The sequence below is a fragment of the Streptosporangium sp. CA-135522 genome (assembly GCF_050949235.1).
Lineage (GTDB): Bacteria > Actinomycetota > Actinomycetes > Streptosporangiales > Streptosporangiaceae > Streptosporangium.
Window position 1 is genome coordinate 1,177,612 of sequence record NZ_CP192026.1, and the last position, 26,327, is coordinate 1,203,938.

Genomic DNA, 26,327 nt, shown 5'->3' on the forward strand with positions numbered 1-26,327 from the left:
CCTCCCTTCGGGAAGGGGCTTCCCACCGGATGCCGCCATGCGGTGGAATCTCTCACGACATCCGCGAAGGAGCCCCCGACGGACGACGACGAGGCGATCGCCCGCTCCCTGGCCGGTGATCTGGTCGCCTACGAGGCGCTGGTCACCCGCTACAGCGCGCTCGCGCACCGCACGGCGGTGATGTTCGGCGCCGCCGACGAGTCCGAGGACGTGGTCCAGGAGGCGTTCGTCAAGGCCTACCGCCACCTGGCCGCCTTCCGCCGCGACGCGCCGTTCCGTCCCTGGCTGCTGCGGATCGTGGCCAACGAGGCCCATAATCTGACCCGTTCGCGGGGCCGCCGGGCCGAGCTGGCCGTGAAGCTGGGCGGACTCGACGCGTCCGAGGTCGAGGATCCGCAGGACGTGGCCGTCGCCACCGACCGGCGTACCCGGCTCCTGGACGTGGTGCGTACGCTTCCCGAGCGGGAACGCGACGTCGTCGTCTGCCGGTATTTCCTGCAGCTGTCGGAGGCCGAGACCGCGCAGGTGCTCGACCTGCCGGTCGGCACCGTCAAGTCGCGGACCTTCCGCGGCCTCAGACGCCTGCGGGAGGAGGTGGGCCGTGACCTCGCCTGACGATCTCGAAGCCCGGCTTCTCGCCCTCGGCGAATCCCTCGACATCCCGGCCCCGCCCCCCGCCGACGTGGCGCGGGCCGTACGGGCCCGCCTCGAATCCCCCGCCGCGGACCGCCGCTCCGGCGTCCGCGCGTCCACCCCGTGGGCGCCGGTACGGCGGGCACTGCGACGGGCATGGCGCAGGCTGCGGCCGGGTTCCCGCCTGAGGTGGCGAGCGGTCGTCTCCGGCGTCGCGATCCTTCTCGCCCTGTTCTTCGGGGCGACCCCGGCAGGACGGGCCGCGGTGGCGCAGATCCTGAGGTTCGCCGGGGTCGAACTGAGGATCGGCGATCCCGCGTCGCCGCCGTCCGGGCTGCCGGAGCCGCTGCCGGGGGAGCGGCGGGCCACCCTGGAACAGGCTCGGGCGCAGGCGGCGTTCCCGATCTCCGTCCCAGCCGAGCTGGGCGCCCCCCGGGAGGTCAGGGTGAGCGACGGCGGCCGGGTGGTGTCGCTGCTGTGGCCGGGGATAAGGCTGGACGAGTACGACGGCACGCTCCAGGTCGTCTTTCGCAAGGAGCTGGGCCCGCCGTGGCCGGAGGAGGTCGCGGTGGGGGCTTCCCCTGCACAGTGGATCCCGGCCCGGCACGGCCTGAGCTACCTGCCCCGCGGCGGGGGCGGGGCCTCGGTCCGTCCCCGGTCGGCCGGCCCCACCCTCATCTGGCAGCGGGAACGGGCCGGGCTGCGTCTGGAGGGGGTCGACGACCTCCGGCGGGCCCTGCGGATCGCCCGTTCAGTCCGCTGACGCCAGCCAGTCGTCGACCCCCTTGAGCAGGTCCTTGCGCACCGGCTCCGGGGCCGTCGACGCCCGGATCGACTGCCGGGCCAGCTCGGCCAGCTCCGCGTCGCCGAAGCCGTACACCTGCCGGGCCAGCTCGTACTGCGGCAGCAGGCGGGCGCCGAACAGCAACGGGTCGTCGGCCCCCAGCGCGATCGGCACCCCGGCGTCGAACAGCCGCCGCAACGGCACGTCCTCGGCGCGCTCGGCCACGCCGAGCCCCACGTTGGAGGTGGGGCACACCTCGCACGTGATCCGCCGTTCGGCGAGGAGCTCCATCAGCCGCTGCGACTCGGCCGCCCGCACGCCGTGCCCGACCCGGTCGGCGCCCAGCACGTCGACGCACTCGGCCACGCTGGCGGCCCCCAGCAGCTCTCCACCGTGCGGTACGGCCAGCAGCCCGGCCCGCTTGGCGAGCCGGAACGCCCCGTCGAAGTCACGGGCCCGGCCCCGGCGCTCGTCGTTGGAGAGCCCGAACCCGACCACGCCCTGGTCCATGTACTGGGTGGCGAGGCGGGCCAGCGTCTTGGCGTCCAGCGGATGCCGGGTCCGGTTGGCGGCGACCACGACCGCGATGCCGATCCCCGCGTGGTCGGCCGCCCGGCGCGCGGCGTCGAGCATCAGCTCCAGGGCCGGCGTGAGCCCGCCGAACCGCTGGGCGTACCCGGACGGGTCCACCTGGATCTCCAGCCAGCGCGACCCCTCGGCGGCCTCGTCCTCGGCGGCCTCGCGCACCAGCCGGTAGACGTCGTCCTCCCGCTGCAGGACCGCCCGCGCGATGTCGTACAGCCGCTGGAACCGGAACCAGCCCCGCTCGTCGGTCGCCCGCAACCGGGGCGGCCAGTCCTCTTTCAGCGCCTCCGGCAGGTGCAGGCCCTGTTCCTGGGCGAGCTCGATCAGGGTGGAGTGGCGCATCGAGCCGGTGAAGTGCAGATGCAGGTGAGCCTTGGGCAGTTCGCTGAGGGGACGTGGCATTTCCATATGGTGCCGTACGGCGGACACTTCCCGGTCAATGTTGCTCTCAACCCGGTGGTGCGCTCGTGCGTTGGGGAGGGCGAAAGGGGACCTCGCTGATGACGGAAGAAGACGAGGCGGCCTTCGACGAGTTCCTGGCCGCGCGCAGTACGGTCTGGTGTGGGGGAAGTGGTCGGTCAAGGACGGCTTCGGCAGGACCATCTACTCCACCTCCTGGGCCAGGGAGGATCTCCCCCGGGGACGTACGACATCCAGGCGGTCGTCTACCGGGGCGACGCCGCGGCTGAGACGGCCAGGCGGATCAGAGGCTACCGGCGGGAGGGAGCCCGATCCGTCGAGCTCGGCGGTGCCAAGGGCTGTCTGGTTCGGATGGGCGAAGCCGGGAGGGTCGATGACGACGACGAGCTCGGCACGTCCACGATCATGATGTGATCTCTCATGAGCGCAACCACCATGGCCTCGGCACGGTGGTCGGACCGCTGGTCGGCGGCACGTTCCTGGAGCTGTTCCGGTGGGGCTCGGTCTTCCTGCTCGGCGTCCCGATCGTGCTGCCGCTGATCGTGTTCGGCCCGCTCGTGCTGCCGGAGTACCGGGACGAGTCGGTCTCCCGCCCGGACTTCATCAGCGCGATCATGTCCATCGTCGGGATCCTTGCACTGATCTTCGGTCTCAAGCGGATCGCCGAGGACGGCCTGCGCCCCGAGTCGGGCATCGCCATCGTCGTCGGTCTGGCGCCGGCGGCGCTCTTCCTCTATCGACAGGGCCTTTCACCTGTGGCTGCGCCGCCGTGCGGGCGGAACCCTGCCCACCTGATCGATCAACCCGGACGTCACCGACCATGGCCGCGTCGCACCGGCCGGCGACAAAGATCATTCTCGGCGCTGACGGCTGTACCGCCGGATCAAGCCCGTCCTCCTACACCGAGATCGCCTTGTCGACCTCGGGGCGTCGATCGATCTTTCCCGCACAAGATCACAGCGGGGTCATCGAGGTCCGGCGCAACGAAGGTCACCACGGTGACCCGGACAGAGCCGCTCGTTCGGGGCTCAGTACTGGCACGTTTCTTACCGGCACCCCAAGCCGTACCGGCATGGCATCTAGCCATGAAAGCCCATATTTATAGAGTCATCATTATTTGGTGTCTTGATTCATTTGAAGAGAGGTGATGTCCCTACCACGGCACATGCCGTTGACTGAAGCCGTGACCCCGGGAAATGTGGCCAACGGGGTTTCAGTCGACCGTTCCGTCGTGCGACCGTAGGAGCACATGTAGTCAGTACGAAGCTGGGGCTGCGATGAGAGCGGACGTCTTCGTCGGCAGGGACACTGAGCTGGCCGAGGTCTCTGCCCTGCTGGCCCGGGCCCGCCACGTCACGCTGACCGGTGCCGCGGGGGTGGGCAAGACCCGCCTCGCGCTGCACCTGGCCCGAACCCTCGAAGCGGAGTTTCCCGGCGGGGTCCACGTCGTGGACCTCTCCGACGCTCCCGCCGACCTCACCTCCCTGGCCGAGACGCTCGCCGAGGTGATCGGCGCCGGCGCGCGGCCCGGCGTGCCCGCCCTGGAAAGCCTGGTCGAGGAGCTCCTCCCGCGCCGGAGCCTGATCGTCCTGGACACCTGCGACCGCGTCGTCGGCGCGGTCGGCATCCTGGTCGACCTGCTGCTGCGCTCCGTCGAGGGCCTGCGGATCCTGGCCACCAGCAGGCAGTTGCTGGGCCTGTCCGGCGAGCACCTCTACCGGGTCGGCGGCCTTTCTCCGGCCGACGCCGTCCACCTGCTCACCGCCCTCGCCGACAGACGGCTCGACGGCGTGGACCCGGCGGGGCTCTGCGAGCGGCTCGACCACCTGCCGCTGGCGATCGAGCTCGCCGCCGCCAGCCCCGATCCGGGCGCCGCCGACGTGCTCGCCGCCGCCGGCGGCAGCTGGCGGCACAGCTCCATGCGCGCCGCCTACGGCTGGAGCCACGAGCTGTGCAGCCCGCGGGAGCGCCTGCTGTGGGCCAGGGCGTCGGTCTTCTCCGGCACGTTCGACCTCGAAGCGGTCAAGGACGTCTGCGCCGCGGACGGCCTCACCGCCGAGGAGGTCCTCGACGCGCTGGTCGGCCTGCTCGACAAGTCCGTCCTCGCCCGCGAGGAGGGGGAGTGCGGCGTCCGCTACCGCATGCTCGGCACCGTCCGCGAGTTCGGCGCCGTCTGGCTGGACCGCCTGGGCGAGACCGGAGAGATGCGCCGGCGCCATCGCGACCACTACCTCGCCCTGTCCGCGCGCGCCGAGATGGGATGGCGGCGCCGGCAACTCGACTGGTACCGCAGGCTGGTGCTGGAGTGCGCCAACGTGCGCCTGGCCATCGAATACTGCTATTCCAGGCCCGAGGAGCGCCGCAAGGGCCTCGACATGGTCGGCAACCTGTGGTTCTTGTGGGCGTGCTGCGGCATGCACGTTCCCGGTAACAACTTCCTCCAGCGCGGCCTGGACCTCGAACGCACCCCCGGTCCCGAGCGGATCAAGGCGCTGTGGGTGTACGCCTGGGTGTCGATCCAGCGCGGCGAGCTCGAACACGCCGAGCGCCTTCTCGCCCAGTGCGTCGTCGAGGACTCCCACGGATACGCCGCGGCCTACGTCAGCCAGTTCCAGGCCCATCTGGCGGTCCTGCGGGGCGAGGTGCGCGAGGCCCTGCGGCTCATCAAGGACGCCCGGGAGCGGCACCGCTCCAGCGGCAACGTCTTCCCCGGCTTCCTGCCCACCTACACGGTCGTGGCCACGGCCATGATGCTCGCGGGCAATCAGCGGGAGGTCGTGTCCGTCCTGCAGGAAGGGCGCGGGCTCTGCGAGTCCTGCGGCGACCGCTGGACCCTCATCCGTCTGGACCTGCTGCTGGGCCAGGCCGAGCACCTGCGTGGCAACACCGCCGCGGCCGCCGAGTCCGTCCGCGACTCCCTGCGCGTGGCCCGGCTGTTCGGCGACACCTTCTCCCTGTTGGAGGGCATGGAGGCGGCCGCCGTGATCGCCGAGGCCGACGGAGACGACGAGCTCGCCGCTCTCCTGCTCGGCGCGGCCGGTGCCGCCTGGACAGCCGCCGAGGTGCCGCCCAGTCGCTCGCCCGTGCTCACGAGCCTGATGCGCAGGTCCGAGCTGAGGCTGCGCGGACGGATGGGCAGGTCGGAGTTCGAGCGGCTGACCGAGCTGGGGTCCCTGACCGGCCTGCAGGCCGCCTTGGACCACGCACTCGGGAAACCTCGCACCTGACCGCCCGCCGTACATGCGGGCCGTACATGCGGGCCGTACATGCGGGCCGTACATGCGGGCCGTACATGCGAAAGGTCCGGACCATCATGGTCCGGACCTTTCGCATGTACGGCGAGCGGACTTCTAGCGGGCGTCGCCCAGGAACTTGGCCACCCGGCTGACACCCTCGACGAGGTCGTCGTCACCCAGCGCGTAGGACAGGCGGAAGTAACCCGGGGTGCCGAAGGCCTCGCCGGGGACGAGGGCGACCTCGGCCTCTTCAAGGATGAGCTCGGCGAGCTCGGCGGACGTCTGCGGGCGCCTGCCGCCGAAGTCCTTGCCCAGCAGCTCCTTGACCGACGGGTAGGCGTAGAACGCGCCCTTCGGCTCGGGGCACAACACACCCGGGATCTCGCCGAGCATGCGGACCATGGTCTGGCGGCGGCGGTCGAAGGCCTCGCGCATCCTCGCCACCGCGGACAGGTCGCCGGTGACGGCCGCCAGGGCGGCGGCCTGGGCGACGTTGGAGACGTTGGAGGTGGCGTGCGACTGCAGGTTGGTCGCGGCCTTGACGACGTCCTTCGGGCCGATCAGCCAGCCCACCCGCCAACCGGTCATCGCGTAGGTCTTGGCGACGCCGTTGAGGATGACGACCTTGTCGCCCAGCTCGGGGACGACGGTGGCGATGCTCGCGAAGGTCGCGTCGCCGTAGGTGAGGTGCTCGTAGATCTCGTCGGTGACGACCCAAAGGTCGTGCTCGGCGGCCCAGCGGCCGATCGCCTCGACCTGCTCGGGGGTGTAGACCGCGCCGGTCGGGTTGGACGGTGAGACGAACAGCAGGACCTTGGTGCGGTCGGTGCGGGCGGCCTCGAGCTGCTCGACGGTGGCGAGGTAGCCGGTGGTCTCGTCGGTCACGACGTCGACCTGGACGCCACCGGCCAGCTTGATGGCCTCGGGGTAGGTCGTCCAGTAGGGGGCGATGACCAGGACCTCGTCACCCGGGTCGAGCAGCGTGGCGAAGGCCTCGTAGACGGCCTGCTTGCCTCCGTTGGTGACCAGCACCTGGGCGGCGTCGACCTGGTAGCCGGAGTCGCGGAGCGTCTTGTCGGCGATGGCCTGCTTCAGCTCCGGAAGGCCCCCGGCCGGGGTGTACTTGTGGAAGCGGGGGGTCCGGCACGCCTCGACGGCCGCCTCGACGATGTAGTCGGGGGTCGGGAAGTCGGGCTCGCCGGCGCCGAAGCCGATGACCGGGCGGCCCGCCGCCTTCATCGCCTTGGCCTTGGCGTCCACGGCGAGCGTGGCGGACTCGGAGATCGCGGAGATGCGCGCGGAGATGCGAGGACGGGTCATACCTCCATGGTTACAGACCCCTGGCGCTGTTTCCGCCGCTTATCCAGGATGTGGACGGGTCATGGGCAAGCCGTACGGGACCGTACGGGAGGAGAGGGAAGACACCGCGGCGAGGCGATCGGTCGCCGGTTCGACGTGGCAGCCATTCCCACGTAGACTCCGGCATGGTCTTTCCGCCGCTTGCGTGAATCGGCGGTCAAGACCGTGAGCCACGGACAAACATCGGTCCAACCGATGTATGGTGGTTCATGTCTTAGGGCACTAGCGCAATTGGTAGCGCACCGGTCTCCAAAACCGGCGGTTGGGGGTTCGAGTCCCTCGTGCCCTGCGAGGAGCGGTCCGCGCATCAGGGCGTCTAGCGCGCCGCAGACATGCGTTGGATACGACGGATTCAGGTGAGGACTGTGGCGATCGACACGCGCGGCGAAACCGCAGACAAGCCGAGCGGTGAGAAGAAGGCCAAGCGTACTTCTCCTGCCCTTTTCTATCGACAGGTCGTCGCTGAGCTGCGCAAGGTCATCTGGCCCACGCGCAAGGACATTATCTCCTACACCACCATCGTGCTGGTCTTTGTTCTGATCATGGTCGGGATCGTGGCTGGGCTCGACGCAGTGCTCACCGAGGGAGTGCTTCGGATCTTCGGCGGAGCCTGAACCGACATCCGGCGCGCCGTCCCGCGGTAAGTCCACCAGCCCATCGACGGAAAGAGAATGAGTCACCGTGTCCGAGTCTTCACAGCCGGCCGGCGAGTCCCGCGAAGAGCGAGCGGGCGAGCCGGAAGAGGCCTTCGACGTTACGGAGGACTCGTTCGACGAGCCCGACGAGCTTGACGTCGATGCCGAAACCGAGGCCGACGAGGCCGAGGACGGCGCCGCCGAGGAAGCCCCGGCGGGCGAGGTCGACGAGGACGGTGACGTCCTTCCCGACGTCGACCCGGTCGAGGAGTTCAAGCGCCAGCTGCGCAGTCAGTTCGGCGAGTGGTACGTCATCCACTCCTACGCGGGTTACGAGAACCGCGTGAAGTCGAACATCGAGACCCGCACGCAGTCCCTCAACATGGAGGACTACATCTTCCAGGTCGAGGTGCCCACCCACCACGTGACCGAGATCAAGAGCGGTAAGCGCCAGCTCGTCAAGGAGCGGGTGCTGCCCGGCTACGTGCTGGTCCGGATGGACCTCACCGACGAGTCCTGGTCCGCGGTGCGCAACACGCCCGGCGTGACCGGTTTCGTCGGTCTGTCCAACAAGCCGAGCCCGCTGAGCCTCGAAGAGGTCGCCAAGCTGCTCGCGCCCGAGCCGTCGGAAGAGGTCAAGAAGTCGACGGCGAAGGCCTCCGCCGCGACCGTCGACTTCGAGGTCGGCGAGTCCGTGACGGTCATGGACGGTCCGTTCGCCACGCTGCCCGCCACGGTCAGCGAGATCAGCGCCGAGTCACAGAAGCTCAAGGTGCTGGTGTCGATCTTCGGTCGTGAGACCCCGGTCGAGCTCTCGTTCAACCAGGTCTCGAAGATCTGACGGATCACATAAACTAAGACGTTCGGTGGCCGTGCTTCGCGAAGCGCGGCCTACCGACATGCTCCCCGTGTCTGCGTGGGAGCCGCATCACCCCGATTAGGACCCGGAGAGAACCATGCCTCCTAAGAAGAAGATTGCGGCACTGGTCAAGGTCCAGCTTCCCGCTGGCCAGGCCACGCCCGCTCCGCCGGTCGGTACCGCCCTCGGTCCGCACGGCGTCAACATCATGGACTTCGTGAAGCAGTACAACGCTGCCACCGAGGCCCAGCGCGGCAACATCATCCCCGTTGAGATCACCATCTTCGAGGACCGCACCTTCACCTTCATCACGAAGACGCCCCCGGCGCCTGAGCTGATCAAGAAGGCCGCCGGTGTGGCGAAGGGCTCGCCCGTCCCGCAGAAGGACAAGGTCGGCAAGCTCACCAAGGAGCAGCTGCGCCAGATCGCCGAGACCAAGATGCAGGACCTCAACGCCAACGACATCGCGGCGGCCGAGAAGATCATCGCCGGCACCGCCCGGTCGATGGGCATCACGATCGCCGACTAGCCGAAGGCGGCGAGCCGGGCTCGAAGGCGCGAACGCGGATGCCAAGCACGATCCGCGTGACCGGCGAGGGTCCGACAACGGGCGCGACCGTGAGCGCGTCCACCACAACCTCGAAGTAAGTGGAGGGGCCAGGCGCTGGCCCGCACCACGAACACTCGGATCCACAGGAGTGATCAAGTGAAGCGCAGCAAAGCTTTCCGCACCGCAGCGGAGAAGGTCGACAACGAGAGCCTCTACAGCCCGGCCGAGGCGGCCAAGCTGGCCAAGGAGACCTCGGTCACCAAGTTCGACGCCACCGTCGAGGTCGCCCTGCGACTCGGCGTCGACCCCCGCAAGGCGGACCAGATGGTGCGCGGCACCGTCAACCTCCCGCACGGCACCGGTAAGACCGCCCGGGTCCTGGTCTTCGCGACCGGTGACCGTGCCGAGGAGGCCCGTGCAGCGGGCGCCGACATCGTCGGGGCCGACGAGCTGATCGACGAGGTCGCCAAGGGCCGCCTCGACTTCGACGCCGTCGTCGCCACCCCGGACCTCATGGGCAAGGTCGGCCGCCTGGGCCGCGTGCTCGGTCCGCGTGGTCTGATGCCGAACCCCAAGACCGGCACCGTGACCCCGGCCGTCGGCAAGGCCGTCACCGACATCAAGGGCGGCAAGATCGAGTTCCGTGTCGACCGGCACGCGAACCTGCACTTCATCATCGGCAAGGTGTCCTTCGGTGAGCGCCAGCTCATCGAGAACTACGCCGCCGCCCTCGACGAGGTGCTGCGTCTGAAGCCGTCCGCGGCCAAGGGACGCTACGTCAAGAAGGTCGTCTTCTCCACGTCCATGGGCCCCGGCATCCCGGTCGACCCGAACGTGACGCGGGCGATGACCGCCGAGCTCGACGCCTGATAGCAGTCGTCCTCGTAGCGAGGCCTCAACCGAATGGCCATTCGGTTGAGGCCTTTCTTCATTCTTCTGGACGACGCGCCCCCGGTTTTCGCGGCGTAGTGTCGTGGACAAGTTCATCGGGGGAGACGAAGGGGTGAAGACGGATGCGCCGAATGGCTCCCGCACTGGCACTGGGAACGGCCGCACTGGTCGCGGTCGCAGGATGCGGTGCGCAGAGCGCCGGTTCTCTCGGGAGGGTCAAGCTCGCCGCCGCCGAGGCGGTGCAGCAGAGCGCGCAGAGGGTGGGAGAGGTCACCTCCTACTCCGCGGACCTGGTGCTCGACACCACCGGCGGAGACAGGGGCGCGAGCAAGGTCCAGGGCAGCGTGCTGTACCAGGGCAGGCCCGAGCTGGCGACGGACATCAAGCTGGACACGATCACTTTCGGCGGGCAGAACGTGCCCGGTGGGGCGCGGGCGATCCTGACCGGTGACACGGTCTACGTCAAGTCCGAGCTGCTCAACAAGTTCGCCGGCGCGACCAAGCCGTGGACCAAGGTATCGCTCGGCGAGCTCGACGCCCAGCACCAGGCCGAGGTCAAGAAGTTCATGGCGCAGGTCCAGCAGTTCGACCTCGCCGGGACCGTCAAGATGTTGACGGCGTCGAAGGACGTCAAGTCGGTCGGCACCGAGACGGTCGGCGGGGTGGAGACCACCCACTACAGCGGCACCTTCCCGGTGGCCGAGGCCGCCCAGGCGATCGACCCGGCCAAGCGTGAGCGGCTCCAGGAGCAGCTCTCACGGGTCAAGGACCTCAAGTTCGACCTGTGGTCCGACGCTGAGAGCCTGCCCCGCAAGGTGACGCTGAGCGGCTCCGAGCAGGGTGCCGTGTTCAACCTGGCGGCCCTCTTCAAGGGCTTCAACGAGCCCGTGCAGATCGCGGCCCCGCCCGCCGACCAGGTGGGCGACCTGCCGAAGAACCACGGCCAGAACTGACGCCCGGAACGGCTCGCGCCCCACGGTCACCGGCCGTGGGGCGCGAGCCGTTCCGCTCGATTTGGCGTGTGCCCCGCTAGGGCGTAAGCTGTCAACGCCGAAGACCGCCGGTCGTCGTCAAGCCTCGTGGCCTGACGACCCAAGGATCCACATGAGTGGACGGCCCGCGCAGGTGTGATGTGAGTTTTCATTTGGACTGACCTCCTTATGTGAGCCCCGTGCGCCCGCGCCGGGGCTTGTTCGCGTTTATGGGCCTTTGCCGGCGGCACATCTGGAAGGAGGCCCATGGCGAAGGCGGAAAAGGCAACGGCTGTAGCCGAGCTCAAGAGCAGCTTCGAAGGCTCTAGCGCTGCCGTTCTGACCGAGTACCGCGGTCTCACCGTCGCTCAGCTCAAGCAGCTGCGCGTTTCTCTCGGTGAGAATGCGAAGTTCGCCGTGGTGAAGAACACGCTGACCAAGATCGCGGCCAACGAGGCCGGGATCAACCAGCTCGACGACCTGCTCGCGGGTCCGTCGGCGATCGCGTTCGTCAACGGCGACGTGGTCGAGGCTGCCAAGAGTCTGCGTGACTTCGCCAAGGCCAATCCCCTCCTGATCATCAAGGGTGGTGTCGTCGACGGCAAGTCGATGACCCCGACCGAGATCAGCAAGCTTGCCGACCTTGAGTCGCGTGAGGTCCTCCTCGCGAAGCTGGCCGGCGCTCTGAAGGCGAAGCAGGGCCACGCGGCCGCCGTCTTCAACGCGCTGCCCACCAACATGGCTCAGCTGGCCGAGGCTCTGCGCGCCAAGCGCGAAGAGGCCGGCGAGTAGGTCCGCGCAAGCGGTCGTAGGGGATTAGCGCATACGTACCGCGGTCCCAATTCTTAGTTGTTAGATCCATACGGAGGAACCACCATGGCGAAGCTCAGCACCGACGAGCTGCTCGACGCTTTCAAGGAGATGACCCTCCTTGAGCTGTCCGACTTCGTGAAGCTCTTCGAGGACACCTTCGACGTCAAGGCCGCCGCTCCGGTCGCGGTCGCCGCCGCCCCGGGTCTCGGTGGCGCTGCCGCCGCCGAAGAGGTTGAGGAGCAGGACGAGTTCGACGTCGTCCTCGAGGCCGCCGGCGACAAGAAGATCCAGGTCATCAAGGAGATCCGGGCCCTGACGAGCCTGGGCCTCAAGGAGGCCAAGGACCTCGTGGACGGCGCTCCGAAGCCCGTCTTCGACGGCAAGGTCAACAAGGAGCAGGCGGAGAAGGCCAAGGCCGCCCTCGAGGCCGCCGGCGCGACGGTCACCGTCAAGTAATTCGCTTCACCGAAAAGAGCGGGTCCACCAGGTGCCGGTGGCCCGCTCTTTTCGCGTTCCCGGGCTTCTGCGTTCCCGGGCTTCTGTGTTCGGGTTTCTGCGTATCCGGGATATCCGGGCCGCTGCGTACTCGGGCCTCCCGCCTGTCCTTGGGGGACCGTCCCCGGGAGAGAGGTGTCTGTCGGGGAGGCCGGACCGCGCCCGCGTGACATCCGTTGTTGGACGCCACATCTCATAAATGTGCCATAACGATCACCGGAACCTATTGGACCCTCTTCCAATTCAGGGGATCGTCGTTACGGTTGTGTCATCCGTAGGTGATTGTCCGTCAAGCTACCGGCCGGGTGCGGCCCGTGGTCCCCGGAGGGCGGCACGTGGGCGTCGAAGTCGTGGTCGAGGGCCTGACCAAGTCGTTTGGCAGGCAGGTCATCTGGGAGGACGTCACGCTGACGCTCCCCGCGGGAGAGATCTCCGTGCTGCTCGGTCCCTCGGGCACCGGTAAATCCGTCTTCCTGAAGACCCTGGTCGGCCTTCTGCGGCCCGAGCGCGGCCACATCTGGATCGACGGCCACGACCTGGCCAACTGCAGTGAGAACAAGCTCTACGAGCTCCGGAGGATGTTCGGCGTCCTGTTTCAGGACGGAGCCCTGTTCGGCTCGCTCAGCCTCTACGACAACATCGCCTTTCCGCTGCGCGAGCACACCAGGAAGAGCGAGACGGAGATCCACCGGATCGTGATGGAGAAGATGGATCTCGTCGGGCTGATCGGCGCGGAGGGGAAGCTTCCCGGAGAGATCTCCGGCGGCATGCGCAAGCGGGCCGGCCTGGCCCGGGCGCTCGTCCTCGATCCGGAGATCATCTTGGTCGACGAGCCCGACTCCGGCCTGGATCCGGTTCGCACGTCCTATCTGAACCAGCTCTTCGTCGATCTCAACGCGGAGAACGAGGCGACGTTCCTCATCGTCACCCACGACATCAACACCGCGCGCACGGTGCCCGACGACATAGGTCTGCTGTTCCGGCGCGAGCTGGTCATGTTCGGGCCGAGAGAGATGCTGCTCTCCAGCGACGAGCCCGTGGTCCGGCAGTTCCTCAACGCCCGCCGGCACGGGCCGATCGGCATGTCGGAGGAGAAGGACGTCTCCGAGCTGGAGGCCGAGGCGCAGATGGGGCACGACCCGGGAGGCCTGCCGCCGATCCCGCCACAGCTCATGCCGAGCGCGAGCCGCCTCCGGCGCACGCAGCGCCCGCCGGGCTCCTGGCTGGCGGCCAACGGCGTCATCCCGCCGCCCAACTCGTTCGTGGACGAGCGTGGCCGTAACTGGCTGGAGGAGTATCCCCGGCTCGTCGCGGCTCACGTCAACGGCGTGAGGTGATCCGCCGGCGGCGCCGGGCTCCCTTCCGCCTCGCCCGGTAGGTGCGCGGGCCGCAGGTGGTCGCAAGGGTCTGCCTCGCCCGGTAGGTGCGCGGGCCCCAGATGGTCGCAACGGCTCCGGCGACCCTCCTGTGACGCGTCCCCGCGGCGGGTTATGATCCGGCGATCGGGGGCCTATCGGACGGCCGGCGCAGCATGGCCGCCGGCCGGCGCTCCGGAGACCGTGCGACGGGAGACAACGCATGGCGGTGAACGCTGCTCGGCCTCCTCGCCCGCTGAGGGTCGCCGGACCGGCGCTGGTCCTGCTGATCGCGGTGCTGCTGGCCGCCGCCCTCTGGGTCGGCGGAGAGCTGCGAGAGGCACAGGCGGCGGCCGACGACCGCGAGGCGGTGCTCCGGGCGGCGGGGGCGCACGCGCTGGACCTGCTCTCGGTCGGCCACCAGAGCGTCGACGCCGACATCAAACGCATCCTGGACACCTCTACCGGGACGGCCAAGGCGGACTATGCCAAGACCCTCGTGACGCTCAAGGAGACCACGGTCAAGGAAAAGGTCCTCCAGACGGGCGCGCTGCGGGCCTGCGGGCTCGTCTCGCTGAAGGGGGACATGGCCCGGGTGATGGTGGTGGGCGACGCGGTGATCCACCGGGAGGGGAGCAAGGACGCCCTTCAGGAGCGGTTCAACCAGTGGAACATGGAACTGACCAAGGTCGCGGGGGCATGGCTCGTGTCGAAGGCGGAGCTGGTCCCGTGACGCGCGTCTCCCTGCTGGTGACAGGGGTGCTGACCGCCGTGGCGTTCGCGCTGGCGGCCGCCGTCTGGGTCATGTCCGCCGATCTGGGCCGGCTGCGCGCGGACGAGGCCGCCGGGCAGGAGGCACTGACGGCGGCGCGCCAGGTCGCCTCCGACATGCTGTCGTACGACTATCGTACGATCGAACAAGATTTCGCACGAGCCGGGGGCTACACCACCGGCGCCCTCGCCCAGCACTACCGGCAGCTCGCCACGACCTTCGCGCCGCTGGCCAGACAGCAGCGCAAGGTGCAGCAGGTGACGGTGGCCGGGGCGGCGGTGGAGAAGGTGGAGACCGGCCGGGTCGAGGTCCTGTTGTTCATGCGCACGAGCGTCATGAGGACCGCCGCCGGCGAGAAGGAACCCCGGCGCCAGATCAGTCAGAACCGGGCGCGTCTGGTCATGGTCAAGAAGGACTCGCGCTGGCTGGTCGCCGAGCTGTCCACGCTGCTGGGAGACCCTCCGTCGGGCTAGTCGGCGTGGCGGGTTACTCAATTGTTAGTAAAGAACAGGTTTGAGATCGGCATGCCCATGGGTACATCGGCCATGGCAGCGTCGATCGTCAGCCGAACATCGGCTAGCGTTCGATCCGCCGTGTGACTGAGCGTTAGCCACACCAGGTCGCGGGTATCGTCTTGGATCCGAGGGTGTGCGCAGGTCATCCGGTGGGAAAACTCCCAGAGTCACGGCTGTTCCTCGGCCGAAATGTCGCTTCGCGGGCTTGACGTTTCGGCGCTGACGGGCGATGCTGCGACCAACGTGGAGCATGCAGCAGGACTGAAGTGGACAGGTGTATGCCGTTCGGCTACACTGCCCCTTTGCGCTGCCCTTTGACGACCCGCTTCTTTTGGTGCTCTGATGCATGGTCGTCTGGCGTGCGTGTAGTCAGTCCGCCGCGAGCCCTCGGAAGGACATCTGTTGGCAGCCTCGCGCAACGCCTCCGCCGTACCCGCTGGTCCCCGTCGTGTGTCTTTCGCACGAATTCAGGAGCCGCTCGAAGTTCCTGATCTTCTCGCTCTCCAGACCGAGTCCTTCGACTGGTTGCTCGGCAACGAGAAGTGGAAGGGGCGGGTCGAGGCGGCTCGCCAGGCCGGGCGCAAGGACGTTCCGGCCCAGTCGGGTCTCGAAGAGATCTTCGAAGAGATCAGTCCCATCGAGGACTTCTCCGGGACCATGTCCCTGTCGTTCCGCGATCACCGGTTCGAGCCGCCCAAGTACTCAGTTGATGAGTGCAAAGACAAGGACATGACCTACTCCGCCCCGATGTTCGTCACGGCGGAGTTCATCAATAACACCACTGGTGAGATCAAGAGCCAGACCGTGTTCATGGGCGACTTCCCGCTCATGACCGGCAAGGGCACTTTCATCATCAACGGCACCGAGCGTGTCGTGGTCTCCCAGCTGGTCCGGTCTCCGGGCGTCTACTTCGACCGCAGCGTCGACAAGACCTCCGACAAGGACCTCTACGGCTGCAAGGTGATCCCCTCCCGGGGCGCCTGGCTCGAGTTCGAGATCGACAAGCGTGACAGCGTCGGCGTCCGTATCGACCGCAAGCGCAAGCAGGCCGTCACGGTCCTGCTGAAGGCGCTCGGGTGGACCAACGAGCAGATCCTTGAGCGTTTCGGGCAGTACGAGTCCATGCGCGCCACCCTGGAGAAGGACCACACGGCCGGCCAGGACGACGCCCTGCTGGACATCTACCGCAAGCTGCGTCCGGGCGAGCCGCCGACCAAGGAGTCGGCCCAGACGCTGCTGGAGAACCTGTACTTCAACCACAAGCGTTACGACCTCGCCAAGGTCGGCCGCTACAAGATCAACAAGAAGCTCGGCGTCGACAGCGAAATCACGCAGGGCACGTTGACCGAAGAGGACATCGTCGCCACGATCGAGTACATCGTCAAGCTTCACGCGGGCGAGACCTCGATGGCGGGCGCCGGTCGCGAGATCGTCGTCGAGACCGACGACATCGACCACTTCGGCAACCGGCGCCTGCGCACCGTCGGCGAGCTCATCCAGAACCAGGTCCGCCTGGGCCTGGCCCGCATGGAGCGCGTCGTCCGTGAGCGGATGACCACCCAGGACGTCGAGGCGATCACGCCGCAGACCCTGATCAACATCCGTCCGGTCGTCGCGTCGATCAAGGAGTTCTTCGGAACCTCCCAGCTGTCGCAGTTCATGGACCAGACCAACCCGCTGGCCGGCCTGACGCACAAGCGGCGTCTGTCCGCGCTGGGCCCCGGTGGTCTGTCCCGTGAGCGGGCCGGCTTCGAGGTCCGTGACGTTCACCCCTCGCACTACGGCCGCATGTGCCCGATCGAGACGCCGGAAGGACCGAACATCGGTCTGATCGGCTCGCTGGCCTCCTTCGGCCGGGTCAACTCCTTCGGCTTCGTCGAGACGCCGTACCGCAAGGTCGTCGAGGGTCGGGTCACCGACCAGGTCGAATACCTCACCGCGGACGAGGAGGACCGTTACGTCATCGCCCAGGCGAACACTCCGATCGGCCCCGACGGCACGTTCATCGAGGACCGCGTGCTCGTCCGCCGTAAGGGCGGCGAGTTCGAGTCCCTGCGGGCCAACGAGGTCGACTACATGGACGTGTCGGCGCGCCAGATGGTGTCCGTCGCGACCGCGATGATCCCGTTCCTGGAGCACGACGACGCCAACCGGGCGCTCATGGGCTCCAACATGCAGCGCCAGTCGGTGCCGCTGCTCAAGAGCGAGGCGCCGCTGGTCGGCACCGGCATGGAGTACCGTGCCGCGACCGACGCCGGCGACGTCATCACCGCCGACAAGGCGGGCGTGGTCGAGGAGGTCTCCGCCGACTACGTCACCGTGATGAACGACGACGGCACCCGCACGACCTACCGTGTCGCCAAGTTCAAGCGCTCCAACCAGGGCACCTGCTTCAACCAGAAGCCGATCGTCAAGGAAGGCGACCGGATCGAGGTGAACCAGGTCGTCGCCGACGGTCCCTGCACCGACACCGGCGAGATGGCGCTCGGTAAGAACCTGCTCGTGGCGTTCATGCCGTGGGAGGGCCACAACTACGAAGACGCGATCATCCTGTCCCAGCGTCTGGTCCAGGACGACGTCCTCTCCTCGATCCACATCGAGGAGCACGAGGTCGACGCCCGTGACACCAAGCTGGGCCCCGAGGAGATCACCCGGGACATCCCGAACGTCTCCGAGGAGGTCCTGGCCGACCTCGACGAGCGCGGCATCATCCGCATCGGCGCCGAGGTCGTGCCCGGCGACATCCTCGTCGGCAAGGTCACGCCCAAGGGCGAGACCGAGCTGACCCCCGAGGAGCGGCTGCTGCGCGCGATCTTCGGTGAGAAGGCCCGCGAGGTCCGTGACACCTCCCTGAAGGTGCCGCACGGCGAGCAGGGCAAGGTCATCGGCGTGCGCGTGTTCAGCCGTGAGGAGGGCGACGAGCTTCCTCCGGGTGTCAACGAGCTGGTCCGCGTCTACGTGGCCCAGAAGCGTAAGATCACCGACGGTGACAAGCTGGCCGGCCGTCACGGCAACAAGGGCGTCATCTCCAAGATCCTCCCGGTCGAGGACATGCCGTTCCTGGAGGACGGCACGCCGGTCGACATCATCCTCAACCCGCTGGGCGTGCCCGGCCGTATGAACGTCGGCCAGGTCCTGGAGACCCACCTCGGGTGGATCGCCGCCAGAGGATGGGACATCTCGGGTGTCCAGGAGGCGTGGGCCGAGCGGCTGCGCGACAAGGGCTTCGCCGAGGTCGACCCGCGCACCAACATGGCCACCCCGGTGTTCGACGGTGCCAACGAGGAAGAGATCGTCGGCCTGCTGGACAACACCCTGCGCAACAGGGACGGCGGGCGGATGGTCGGCGCGAACGGAAAGGCCCAGCTGTTCGACGGCCGTTCCGGGGAGCCGTTCCCGCACCCGATCTCGGTCGGCTACATCTACATCCTGAAGCTGCTCCACCTGGTCGACGACAAGATCCACGCGCGTTCGACCGGTCCGTACTCCATGATCACCCAGCAGCCGCTCGGTGGTAAGGCGCAGTTCGGCGGACAGCGCTTCGGTGAGATGGAAGTGTGGGCGCTGGAGGCGTACGGCGCCGCCTACGCCCTGCAGGAGCTGCTGACGATCAAGTCCGACGACGTCCTCGGCCGAGTGAAGGTCTACGAGGCCATCGTCAAGGGCGAGAACATCCCCGAGCCGGGCATTCCCGAGTCGTTCAAGGTCCTCATCAAGGAAATGCAGTCGCTGTGCCTGAACGTCGAGGTGCTCTCCAGCGACGGCATGTCCATCGAGATGCGTGACACCGACGAGGACGTCTTCCGCGCCGCGGAAGAGCTCGGCATCGACCTGTCTCGGCGCGAGCCGAGCAGCGTCGAAGAGGTCTGATCTAGAAGCTGAGGAGGGGAATACAAGTGCTGGACGTCAACTTCTTCGACGAGCTTCGGATCGGCCTCGCGACGGCTGACGATATCCGCCAGTGGTCGCACGGCGAGGTGAAGAAGCCCGAGACCATCAACTACCGGACCCTCAAGCCCGAGAAGGACGGACTCTTCTGCGAGAAGATCTTCGGTCCGACCCGGGACTGGGAGTGCTACTGCGGTAAGTACAAGCGCGTCCGCTTCAAGGGCATCATCTGTGAGCGCTGCGGTGTCGAGGTGACTCGCGCCAAGGTGCGTCGTGAGCGGATGGGCCACATCGAGCTGGCCGCGCCGGTCACGCACATCTGGTACTTCAAGGGTGTCCCGTCCCGTCTGGGATACCTGCTCGACCTGGCTCCGAAGGACCTCGAGAAGGTCATCTACTTCGCGGCCTACATGATCACGCATGTCGACAAGGAAATGCGTGAGCGTGACCTGCCCTCGCTCGAGGCGAAGATCTCCGTCGAGCGGCAGCACGTCGAGCAGCGTCGGGACGCCGACATCGAGGCCCGCCAGAAGAAGCTCGAGAACGACCTGGCCGAGCTGGAGGCCGCCGGCGCCAAGGGCGACCAGCGCCGCAAGGTCCGCGAGGGCGCCGAGCGCGAGATGCGCCAGCTCCGTGACCGGGCCCAGCGCGAGCTGGACCGTCTGGACGAGGTCTGGAGCCGCTTCAAGAACCTCAAGGTCCAGGACCTTGAGGGCGACGAGCTGCTCTACCGCGAGATGCGCGACCGTTTCGGCCGCTACTTCCGCGGTGGCATGGGCGCCCAGGCCATCCAGGAGCGTCTGACCAACTTCGACCTCGACCTCGAGGCCGAGAACCTGCGCGAGACGATCCGCAGCGGCAAGGGCCAGAAGAAGGCCCGCGCGCTCAAGCGTCTCAAGGTCGTGTCCGCGTTCCTGAACACGCGCAACTCGCCCAACGGCATGGTCCTGGACTGCATCCCGGTCATCCCGCCGGACCTGCGCCCGATGGTGCAGCTCGACGGTGGCCGGTTCGCGACCTCGGACCTGAACGACCTGTACCGCCGCGTGATCAACCGCAACAACCGTCTCAAGCGTCTCCTTGACCTCGGCGCGCCCGAGATCATCGTGAACAACGAGAAGCGGATGCTGCAGGAGGCCGTCGACGCGCTGTTCGACAACGGCCGCCGCGGTCGTCCGGTCACCGGCCCCGGCAACCGCCCCCTGAAGTCCCTCAGCGACATGCTGAAGGGCAAGCAGGGCCGGTTCCGCCAGAACCTGCTGGGCAAGCGAGTCGACTACTCCGGCCGTTCGGTCATCGTCGTCGGCCCGCAGCTGAAGCTGCACCAGTGCGGCCTGCCCAAGCAGATGGCGCTGGAGCTGTTCAAGCCGTTCGTGATGAAGCGCCTGGTCGACCTGAACCACGCGCAGAACATCAAGTCGGCCAAGCGGATGGTCGAGCGTGCCCGTCCGGTCGTGTGGGACGTCCTCGAAGAGGTCATCACCGAGCACCCCGTGCTGCTCAACCGCGCGCCCACCCTGCACCGCCTGGGCATCCAGGCCTTCGAGCCGCAGCTGGTCGAGGGCAAGGCCATCCAGATCCACCCGCTCGTCTGCACCGCGTTCAACGCGGACTTCGACGGTGACCAGATGGCCGTGCACCTGCCGCTGTCGGCCGAGGCGCAGGCCGAGGCCCGCATCCTGATGCTGTCCACCAACAACATCCTGAAGCCGGCCGACGGTAAGCCGGTGACCATGCCCACCCAGGACATGATCATCGGTCTCTACTCGCTGACCACCCTCAAGGACGACGACGAGAACGCGCCCGGTCAGGGTCGCGTCTTCGGCTCGGTGTCCGAGGCGCTCATGGCCTACGACCGGCGCGAGCTGGACATCCAGGCCAAGATCCAGATCCGGTTGAAGGGTGAGGTCCCGCCGCCCCGCGGCTGGACGGCTCCCGAAGGCTGGGAGCCGGGTGACGGCTACCGCCTGGAGACCACGCTCGGCCGCTGCCTGTTCAACCAGACGCTGCCGGCGAACTATCCGTACGTGAACTCGCAGGTCGGCAAGAAGCAGCTGTCGGCCATCGTCAACGAGCTGGCCGAGAAGTACCCCAAGGTCGAGGTCGCGGCCGCGCTCGACGCGCTCAAGGACGCCGGTTTCTACTGGGCGACCCGGGCCGGTGTGACGATCTCCATCGAGGACGTCATCTCGCCGCCCAACAAGGCCACGATCATGGAGACGTACGAGCGCAGGGCCGACAAGGTCCAGCGGGAGTACGAGCGCGGTCTCATCACGGACGAGGAGCGCCGTCAGGAGCTCATCGAGATCTGGACGCACGCGACCAGTGACGTGACCGACGACATGCAGAAGGCGTTCCCGAAGACCAACCCGGTCTGGATGATGGTCCAGTCGGGCGCCCGAGGAAACCTGATGCAGGTCCGGCAGATCTCCGGTATCCGCGGTCTGGTGTCCAACACCAAGGGTGAGACGATCCCGCGTCCGATCAAGGCCTCGTTCCGCGAGGGCCTGTCGGTGCTGGAGTACTTCATCTCCACCCACGGACAGCGGAAGGGTCTGGCCGACACCGCGCTGCGGACCGCCGACTCGGGTTACCTGACCCGTCGTCTGGTGGACGTCGCGCAGGACGTCATCGTCCGCGAGATCGACTGCGGCACCGACCGCGGGGTCCCGCTGCACGTCGGCGAGCGTGACTCCCAGGGCAACCTGGTCAAGGCGGAGAACGCCGAGAGCAACGTGCACGGCCGCATCCTGGCCGAGGACGTCGAGGTGGACGGCAAGGTCATCGCGTCCGCGGGTGTCGACATCAACGACATCCACGTCACCGCGCTGGTCGAGGCCGGGGTGGAGACCGTCAGGACCCGCAGCGCCCTCGTCTGCGAGGCCAAGATCGGTGTCTGCGCCACCTGCTACGGCCGTTCGCTCGCGACCGGCAAGCTGGTGGACGTCGGCGAGGCGGTCGGCATCATCGCCGCCCAGTCGATCGGTGAGCCCGGCACCCAGCTGACGATGCGTACCTTCCACACCGGTGGTGTGGCGGGTGCGGACATCACCCACGGCCTGCCCCGTGTCCAGGAGCTCTTCGAGGCGCGCGTCCCCAAGGGCGTCGCCCCGATCAGCGAGGCCGAGGGCCGGGTCCGCATCGACGAGACCGACAAGACCCGCAAGATCGTGATCGTTCCGGACGACGGTTCGGAAGAGGTCGCCTACCCGGTGTCCATGCGGTCGCGTCTGCTGGTCTCCGACGGTCAGCGCGTCACGGTCGGCCAGCAGCTGATCGCCGGTGCCGTCAACCCCAACGAGGTGCTGCGCATCCTCGGCCCGCGGGCCGTGCAGCTGCACCTGGTGGCCGAGGTTCAGCAGGTCTACCGCTCGCAGGGTGTGTCGATCCACGACAAGCACATCGAGATCATCGTCCGGCAGATGCTCAAGCGCGTGAACGTGCTGGAGTCGGGCGATGCCGACATGCTGCCCGGTGAGCTCGTCGAGCGGCCGCGCTTCGAGCGGATCAACCGCGAGTGCGTGGCCGAGGGCGGTACGCCGGCCTCGGGTCGTCCGGTGCTGATGGGTATCACCAAGGCCTCGCTCGCCACCGAGTCCTGGCTGTCGGCGGCGTCCTTCCAGGAGACCACCCGGGTGCTCACCGACGCGGCGATCCACGCCAAGTCGGACTCGCTGCTCGGTCTCAAGGAGAACGTCATCATCGGAAAGCTCATCCCGGCCGGTACCGGCATGCCGCAGTACCGCAACATCCGGGTCGAGCCCACCGAGGAGGCCAAGGCCGCGATGTACACGGTCGGCGGCTACGACGGCTCCGCCGCGGACTACACCTTCGGTTCGGGCTCCGGTGAGGCCGTGCCGCTGGAGGAGTACGACTTCGGTCAGTACAACCGCTAAGTGATCACCGGCGGCGCCCGGTTCCCCGAGGTGGGGAACCGGGCGCCGTCGTCTGTCCGGCTCCGGACGCGGTGGATCTTCTTGACCGGAATGTTGCGGTGAAAGCCGTGCCGTAACGAGGAGAACGGCCAGAGAAGTCCTCTGCGGACGGTAAACTCGTTACGGACCCAGCAGCGGTCGGCCGGAAACCGATCGCGGGAGCCAGGACACGAATGCAGCGGCTCATGACGGTGCCCGACGGGCGCAACCGTTTTGACGTGTTGCGTTGGACTAGGTAGTCTTTCCCTTCGTGCCCATGGCTTCATGGGTTCTCATGCGTGCGCGTCGACAGGTTTCCCGTCAGGGAGTCGGCAGAGGCGGCGCATGGCCTCCTCCACTGGGCCGGCCTAGCTGGGAATGTGGCGCGATTCATGCGCGACACGCCCGACCGCGTGGGTCGGAGTGGACGGAAAAATCGCAGGTCATGACACCGGCAGTGCCTGCAAAAAGCACAACATTCGAATCACCGGCAAGCACGAACGGAGACGCGGTGCCTACGATTCAGCAGCTGGTCCGCAAGGGCCGCCAGGATAAGGTCACCAAGACCAAGACCCCGGCGCTCAAGGCCAGCCCCCAGCGACGCGGCACCTGCATGCGCGTTTACACCACGACCCCCAAGAAGCCGAACTCCGCCCTCCGCAAGGTCGCGCGTGTCCGGCTCACCAACGGCATCGAGGTCACGGCCTACATCCCGGGTGTCGGTCACAACCTCCAGGAGCACTCCATCGTGCTCGTCCGTGGCGGTCGTGTGAAGGACCTGCCGGGTGTTCGCTACAAGATCATCCGTGGCTCGCTGGACACCCAGGGTGTTCGCAACCGCAAGCAGGCCCGTAGCCGTTACGGCGCGAAGAAGGAGAAGTAAGAATGCCTCGCAAGGGTTCTCCTGGCCGTCGTCAGCTCATGGCTGACCCGGTCCACAACTCGCCGCTGGTCACCGCGCTCATCAACAAGGTGCTCCTGGACGGCAAGCGCTCCATCGCGCAGTCCATCGTCTACGGCGCCCTTGAGGGTGCCAAGGAGAAGACCGGCAACGACCCGGTCGTCACCCTGAAGCGCGCGCTGGACAACGTCAAGCCCACCCTTGAGGTCCGCAGCCGCCGTGTCGGTGGCGCGACCTACCAGGTCCCGGTCGAGGTGCGCGCCGCGCGCAGCACCACCCTGGCCCTGCGCTGGCTGGTGCAGTACTCCCGCGCCCGCCGCGAGAAGACCATGACCGAGCGCCTCATGAACGAACTGCTCGACGCCAGCAATGGCCTCGGCGCCAGTGTCAAGAAGCGCGAGGACACCCACAAGATGGCCGAGTCCAACAAGGCCTTCGCCCACTACCGCTGGTAACAGCGGGTTCGACGAGACGACGAGGACGCGAGAGAAGTGGCCACCACGACCGCTCTTGACCTGGCCAAGGTCCGCAACATCGGGATCATGGCCCACATCGACGCGGGCAAGACCACGACGACCGAGCGCATCCTGTTCTACACCGGTATCAACTACAAGATCGGTGAAGTCCACGAGGGCGCAGCCACGATGGACTGGATGGAGCAGGAGCAGGAGCGTGGTATCACCATCACCTCCGCTGCTACCACCTGCGAGTGGCTCGGCCACACGATCAACATCATCGACACGCCGGGTCACGTGGACTTCACGATCGAGGTGGAGCGCTCGCTCCGCGTCCTCGACGGTGCCGTCGCCGTGTTCGACGGCGTGGCCGGTGTCGAGCCGCAGTCCGAGACGGTGTGGCGTCAGGCCGACCGCTACGACGTGCCCCGCATCTGCTTCGTCAACAAGATGGACCGGGTCGGCGCGGAGTTCCACCGCTGCGTCGACATGATGATCAGCCGCCTGAACGCGACCCCCGCCGTCATCCAGCTTCCCTGGGGCGTCGAGGCCGACTTCAAGGGCGTCATCGACCTGGTCAAGATGAAGGGCCTGCTCTGGAGCGCCGAGGCGGCCAAGGGCGAGATGTACGAGACCGTGGACATCCCGGCCGAGCACGCCGAGACCGCCCGCGAGTGGCGTGACAAGCTCGTCGAGACGGTCTCCGAGAACGACGACGAGCTGATGGAGCTCTTCCTGGAGGGCGTCGAGCCCACCGAGGAGCAGCTGGTCGCGGCCATCCGCCGCGCCACGCTGGCCAGCGCCATCAACCCGGTCCTGACCGGCACCGCGTTCAAGAACAAGGGCGTCCAGCCCCTGCTCGACGCGATCGTCGCCTACCTTCCCGCCCCGATCGACATCCCGGCCTTCAAGGGCCACGCGGTCGGCAAGGAAGAGGAGATCATCGAGCGTCACGCGGACGTGACTGAGCCGTTCTCCGCGCTGGCCTTCAAGATCATGAGCGACCAGCACCTGGGCCGTCTCACCTACATCCGCATCTACTCGGGCACGCTCGAGACCGGCACCGCCGTGGTCAACTCGGTGAAGGGCCGCAAGGAGCGGATCGGCAAGATCTACCAGATGCACGCCAACAAGCGCGAGGAGCGCCCGTCGGCCGTCGCCGGTCAGATCGTCGCCGTCATGGGCCTGAAGGACACCACCACCGGTGACACCCTGTCCGACCCGGCTCACCCCGTGGTCCTGGAGTCGATGAACTTCCCGGCGCCGGTCATCAGCGTCGCCATCGAGCCCAAGACCAAGGGTGACCAGGAGAAGCTGGGCACCGCGATCCAGCGTCTGGCCGAGGAGGACCCGTCCTTCCAGGTCCGGCGTGACGAGGAGACCGGGCAGACGGTCATCTGGGGTATGGGCGAGCTCCACCTGGAGATCCTCGTCGACCGGATGCGCCGCGAGTTCAAGGTCGAGGCCAACATCGGCCGTCCGCAGGTGGCGTACCGCGAGACCATCCGCCGCAAGGTGGAGAAGGTCGACTACGTCCACAAGAAGCAGACCGGTGGCTCCGGCCAGTTCGCCAAGGTCATCATCGACCTTGAGCCGCTGGGCGACGGCAACGACGGCTACGAGTTCTCCAACAAGGTCTCCGGTGGCCGCATCCCGCGGGAGTACATCCCGTCGGTCGACGCGGGTGCCCAGGAGGCCGCCGAGTTCGGTGTTCTCGCCGGCTACCCCATGGTCGGGGTCAAGGTCACCCTGCAGGACGGCGCCTACCACGAGGTGGACTCGTCCGAAATGGCCTTCAAGATCGCTGGCTCGATGGCCTTCAAGGAGGCCGCGCGCAAGGCGGACGCAGTAATCCTGGAGCCGATGATGGCCGTCGAGGTCACCACGCCCGAGGACTACATGGGTGACGTCATCGGCGACCTCAACGGTCGGCGTGGACAGATCCAGGCGATGGACGAGCGCTCCGGCGCCCGCATCGTCAAGGCGCTCGTGCCGCTCTCTGAGATGTTCGGCTACGTGGGAGACCTCCGTAGCAAGACGCAGGGACGCGCGAGCTACAGCATGCAGTTCGACTCCTATGCGGAAGTGCCTGCGCACATCGCCAAGGAGATCGTCGCGAAGGTGCGGGGCGAGTAAGTCCGGCATCCGTTTCGGTGCGGGAGGCGAGGAGATCGTCGCCCCGCCACCGAGGGGGTGCGGGGCGAGTAGCTTCTCGTCGGCCGGTCCTGAGAGGGACCGGCCTCCCCAAGCCCGAGTACGAAGACGCAAGTCAAGTCAGAATCTCTAAGGAGACAGA

Annotated in this window: 22 protein-coding genes and 1 tRNA gene; 21 read left to right on the forward strand and 2 right to left on the reverse strand. The window is 67.5% G+C overall.

The annotated features are described in order from the left end of the window. The first annotated feature begins 42 nt into the window (after positions 1-42). Complete coding sequence (locus tag ACQPYK_RS05860; protein ID WP_433251395.1) at positions 43-615, forward strand: RNA polymerase sigma factor; 573 nt, start codon at positions 43-45, stop codon at positions 613-615. After that, positions 602-1,396, forward strand: coding sequence for a hypothetical protein (locus ACQPYK_RS05865; protein ID WP_433251398.1), 795 nt, complete (start codon positions 602-604; stop codon positions 1,394-1,396). The genes ACQPYK_RS05860 and ACQPYK_RS05865 overlap by 14 nt, the downstream gene beginning before the upstream one ends. On the opposite strand, the gene ACQPYK_RS05870 is transcribed toward ACQPYK_RS05865, so the two are convergent. Further along, positions 1,385-2,410, reverse strand: a complete 1,026-nt coding sequence (locus ACQPYK_RS05870) for an adenosine deaminase (RefSeq protein WP_433251401.1) — start codon at positions 2,408-2,410, stop codon at positions 1,385-1,387. The two genes, ACQPYK_RS05865 and ACQPYK_RS05870, sit on opposite strands and share 12 nt — an antisense overlap. 153 nt (positions 2,411-2,563) lie before the next feature. Between ACQPYK_RS05870 and ACQPYK_RS05875 the strand changes: the two genes are divergently transcribed. The 3 genes from ACQPYK_RS05875 (at position 2,564) to ACQPYK_RS05885 (ending at position 5,649) form a co-directional block, all read left to right on the forward strand. After that, a complete protein-coding gene (locus tag ACQPYK_RS05875) occupies positions 2,564-2,836 on the forward strand; it encodes a hypothetical protein (RefSeq protein WP_433251404.1) in 273 nt (90 codons plus the stop codon). Beyond that, positions 2,833-3,570 carry a hypothetical protein gene (locus tag ACQPYK_RS05880; protein WP_433251407.1) on the forward strand — a complete coding sequence of 246 codons (738 nt, stop codon included), beginning with the start codon at positions 2,833-2,835 and terminating at the stop codon, positions 3,568-3,570. The genes ACQPYK_RS05875 and ACQPYK_RS05880 overlap by 4 nt, the downstream gene beginning before the upstream one ends. Before the next feature lie 129 nt (positions 3,571-3,699). Then, entirely contained in the window at positions 3,700-5,649 is a 1,950-nt protein-coding gene (locus ACQPYK_RS05885) for an ATP-binding protein (RefSeq protein ID WP_433251410.1), read from the forward strand. A gap of 123 nt (positions 5,650-5,772) precedes the next feature. On the opposite strand, the gene ACQPYK_RS05890 is transcribed toward ACQPYK_RS05885, so the two are convergent. Next, positions 5,773-6,978 (reverse strand): pyridoxal phosphate-dependent aminotransferase, encoded by a 1,206-nt coding sequence (locus ACQPYK_RS05890; protein ID WP_433251413.1) that lies wholly within the window; start codon positions 6,976-6,978, stop codon positions 5,773-5,775. A gap of 255 nt (positions 6,979-7,233) precedes the next feature. Between ACQPYK_RS05890 and ACQPYK_RS05895 the strand changes: the two genes are divergently transcribed. From ACQPYK_RS05895 to fusA, 16 genes are all read left to right on the forward strand, one after another. Beyond that, positions 7,234-7,306 (forward strand) — tRNA-Trp (locus tag ACQPYK_RS05895). A gap of 76 nt (positions 7,307-7,382) precedes the next feature. Next, positions 7,383-7,631 (forward strand): preprotein translocase subunit SecE, encoded by a 249-nt coding sequence (gene secE, locus ACQPYK_RS05900; protein ID WP_433251416.1) that lies wholly within the window; start codon positions 7,383-7,385, stop codon positions 7,629-7,631. Positions 7,632-7,698: 67 nt separating this feature from the next. Beyond that, positions 7,699-8,493 (forward strand): transcription termination/antitermination protein NusG, encoded by a 795-nt coding sequence (nusG, locus tag ACQPYK_RS05905; protein WP_433251419.1) that lies wholly within the window; start codon positions 7,699-7,701, stop codon positions 8,491-8,493. Between the two features lie 115 nt (positions 8,494-8,608). Then, entirely contained in the window at positions 8,609-9,040 is a 432-nt protein-coding gene (gene rplK, locus ACQPYK_RS05910) for a 50S ribosomal protein L11 (RefSeq protein ID WP_184755528.1), read from the forward strand. 177 nt (positions 9,041-9,217) lie between these two features. Next, on the forward strand, positions 9,218-9,931 hold the full coding sequence (gene rplA, locus ACQPYK_RS05915) for a 50S ribosomal protein L1 (RefSeq protein WP_433251422.1): 714 nt from the start codon (positions 9,218-9,220) through the stop codon (positions 9,929-9,931). Between the two features lie 152 nt (positions 9,932-10,083). After that, positions 10,084-10,905 carry an LppX_LprAFG lipoprotein gene (locus ACQPYK_RS05920; protein ID WP_433251425.1) on the forward strand — a complete coding sequence of 274 codons (822 nt, stop codon included), beginning with the start codon at positions 10,084-10,086 and terminating at the stop codon, positions 10,903-10,905. Between the two features lie 285 nt (positions 10,906-11,190). Continuing rightward, positions 11,191-11,715, forward strand: coding sequence for a 50S ribosomal protein L10 (rplJ, locus tag ACQPYK_RS05925; protein ID WP_433251428.1), 525 nt, complete (start codon positions 11,191-11,193; stop codon positions 11,713-11,715). A gap of 84 nt (positions 11,716-11,799) precedes the next feature. Continuing rightward, positions 11,800-12,192, forward strand: a complete 393-nt coding sequence (gene rplL, locus ACQPYK_RS05930; RefSeq protein WP_433251431.1) for a 50S ribosomal protein L7/L12 — start codon at positions 11,800-11,802, stop codon at positions 12,190-12,192. A 374-nt stretch (positions 12,193-12,566) separates the two neighbouring features. Continuing rightward, positions 12,567-13,568, forward strand: a complete 1,002-nt coding sequence (locus ACQPYK_RS05935; RefSeq protein WP_433251434.1) for an ABC transporter ATP-binding protein — start codon at positions 12,567-12,569, stop codon at positions 13,566-13,568. Positions 13,569-13,809: 241 nt separating this feature from the next. Continuing rightward, complete coding sequence (locus tag ACQPYK_RS05940) at positions 13,810-14,319, forward strand: hypothetical protein (RefSeq protein WP_433251437.1); 510 nt, start codon at positions 13,810-13,812, stop codon at positions 14,317-14,319. After that, the gene (locus tag ACQPYK_RS05945; RefSeq protein ID WP_433251440.1) at positions 14,316-14,831 is read left to right on the forward strand and encodes a hypothetical protein; all 516 of its coding nucleotides are present in this window, start codon (positions 14,316-14,318) and stop codon (positions 14,829-14,831) included. The genes ACQPYK_RS05940 and ACQPYK_RS05945 overlap by 4 nt, the downstream gene beginning before the upstream one ends. A gap of 444 nt (positions 14,832-15,275) precedes the next feature. Further along, positions 15,276-18,743, forward strand: a complete 3,468-nt coding sequence (rpoB, locus tag ACQPYK_RS05950; protein ID WP_433251443.1) for a DNA-directed RNA polymerase subunit beta — start codon at positions 15,276-15,278, stop codon at positions 18,741-18,743. A gap of 26 nt (positions 18,744-18,769) precedes the next feature. Then, positions 18,770-22,657: a DNA-directed RNA polymerase subunit beta' gene (locus ACQPYK_RS05955; protein ID WP_433251445.1), complete on the forward strand. Its 3,888-nt coding sequence runs from the start codon at positions 18,770-18,772 to the stop codon at positions 22,655-22,657. Between the two features lie 529 nt (positions 22,658-23,186). Beyond that, a complete protein-coding gene (gene rpsL, locus ACQPYK_RS05960) occupies positions 23,187-23,558 on the forward strand; it encodes a 30S ribosomal protein S12 (RefSeq protein WP_012887826.1) in 372 nt (123 codons plus the stop codon). Positions 23,559-23,560: 2 nt separating this feature from the next. Then, the gene (rpsG, locus tag ACQPYK_RS05965; RefSeq protein ID WP_012887827.1) at positions 23,561-24,031 is read left to right on the forward strand and encodes a 30S ribosomal protein S7; all 471 of its coding nucleotides are present in this window, start codon (positions 23,561-23,563) and stop codon (positions 24,029-24,031) included. A gap of 87 nt (positions 24,032-24,118) precedes the next feature. Further along, positions 24,119-26,167 carry an elongation factor G gene (gene fusA, locus ACQPYK_RS05970; RefSeq protein WP_433258705.1) on the forward strand — a complete coding sequence of 683 codons (2,049 nt, stop codon included), beginning with the start codon at positions 24,119-24,121 and terminating at the stop codon, positions 26,165-26,167. Positions 26,168-26,327: the final 160 nt, after the last annotated feature.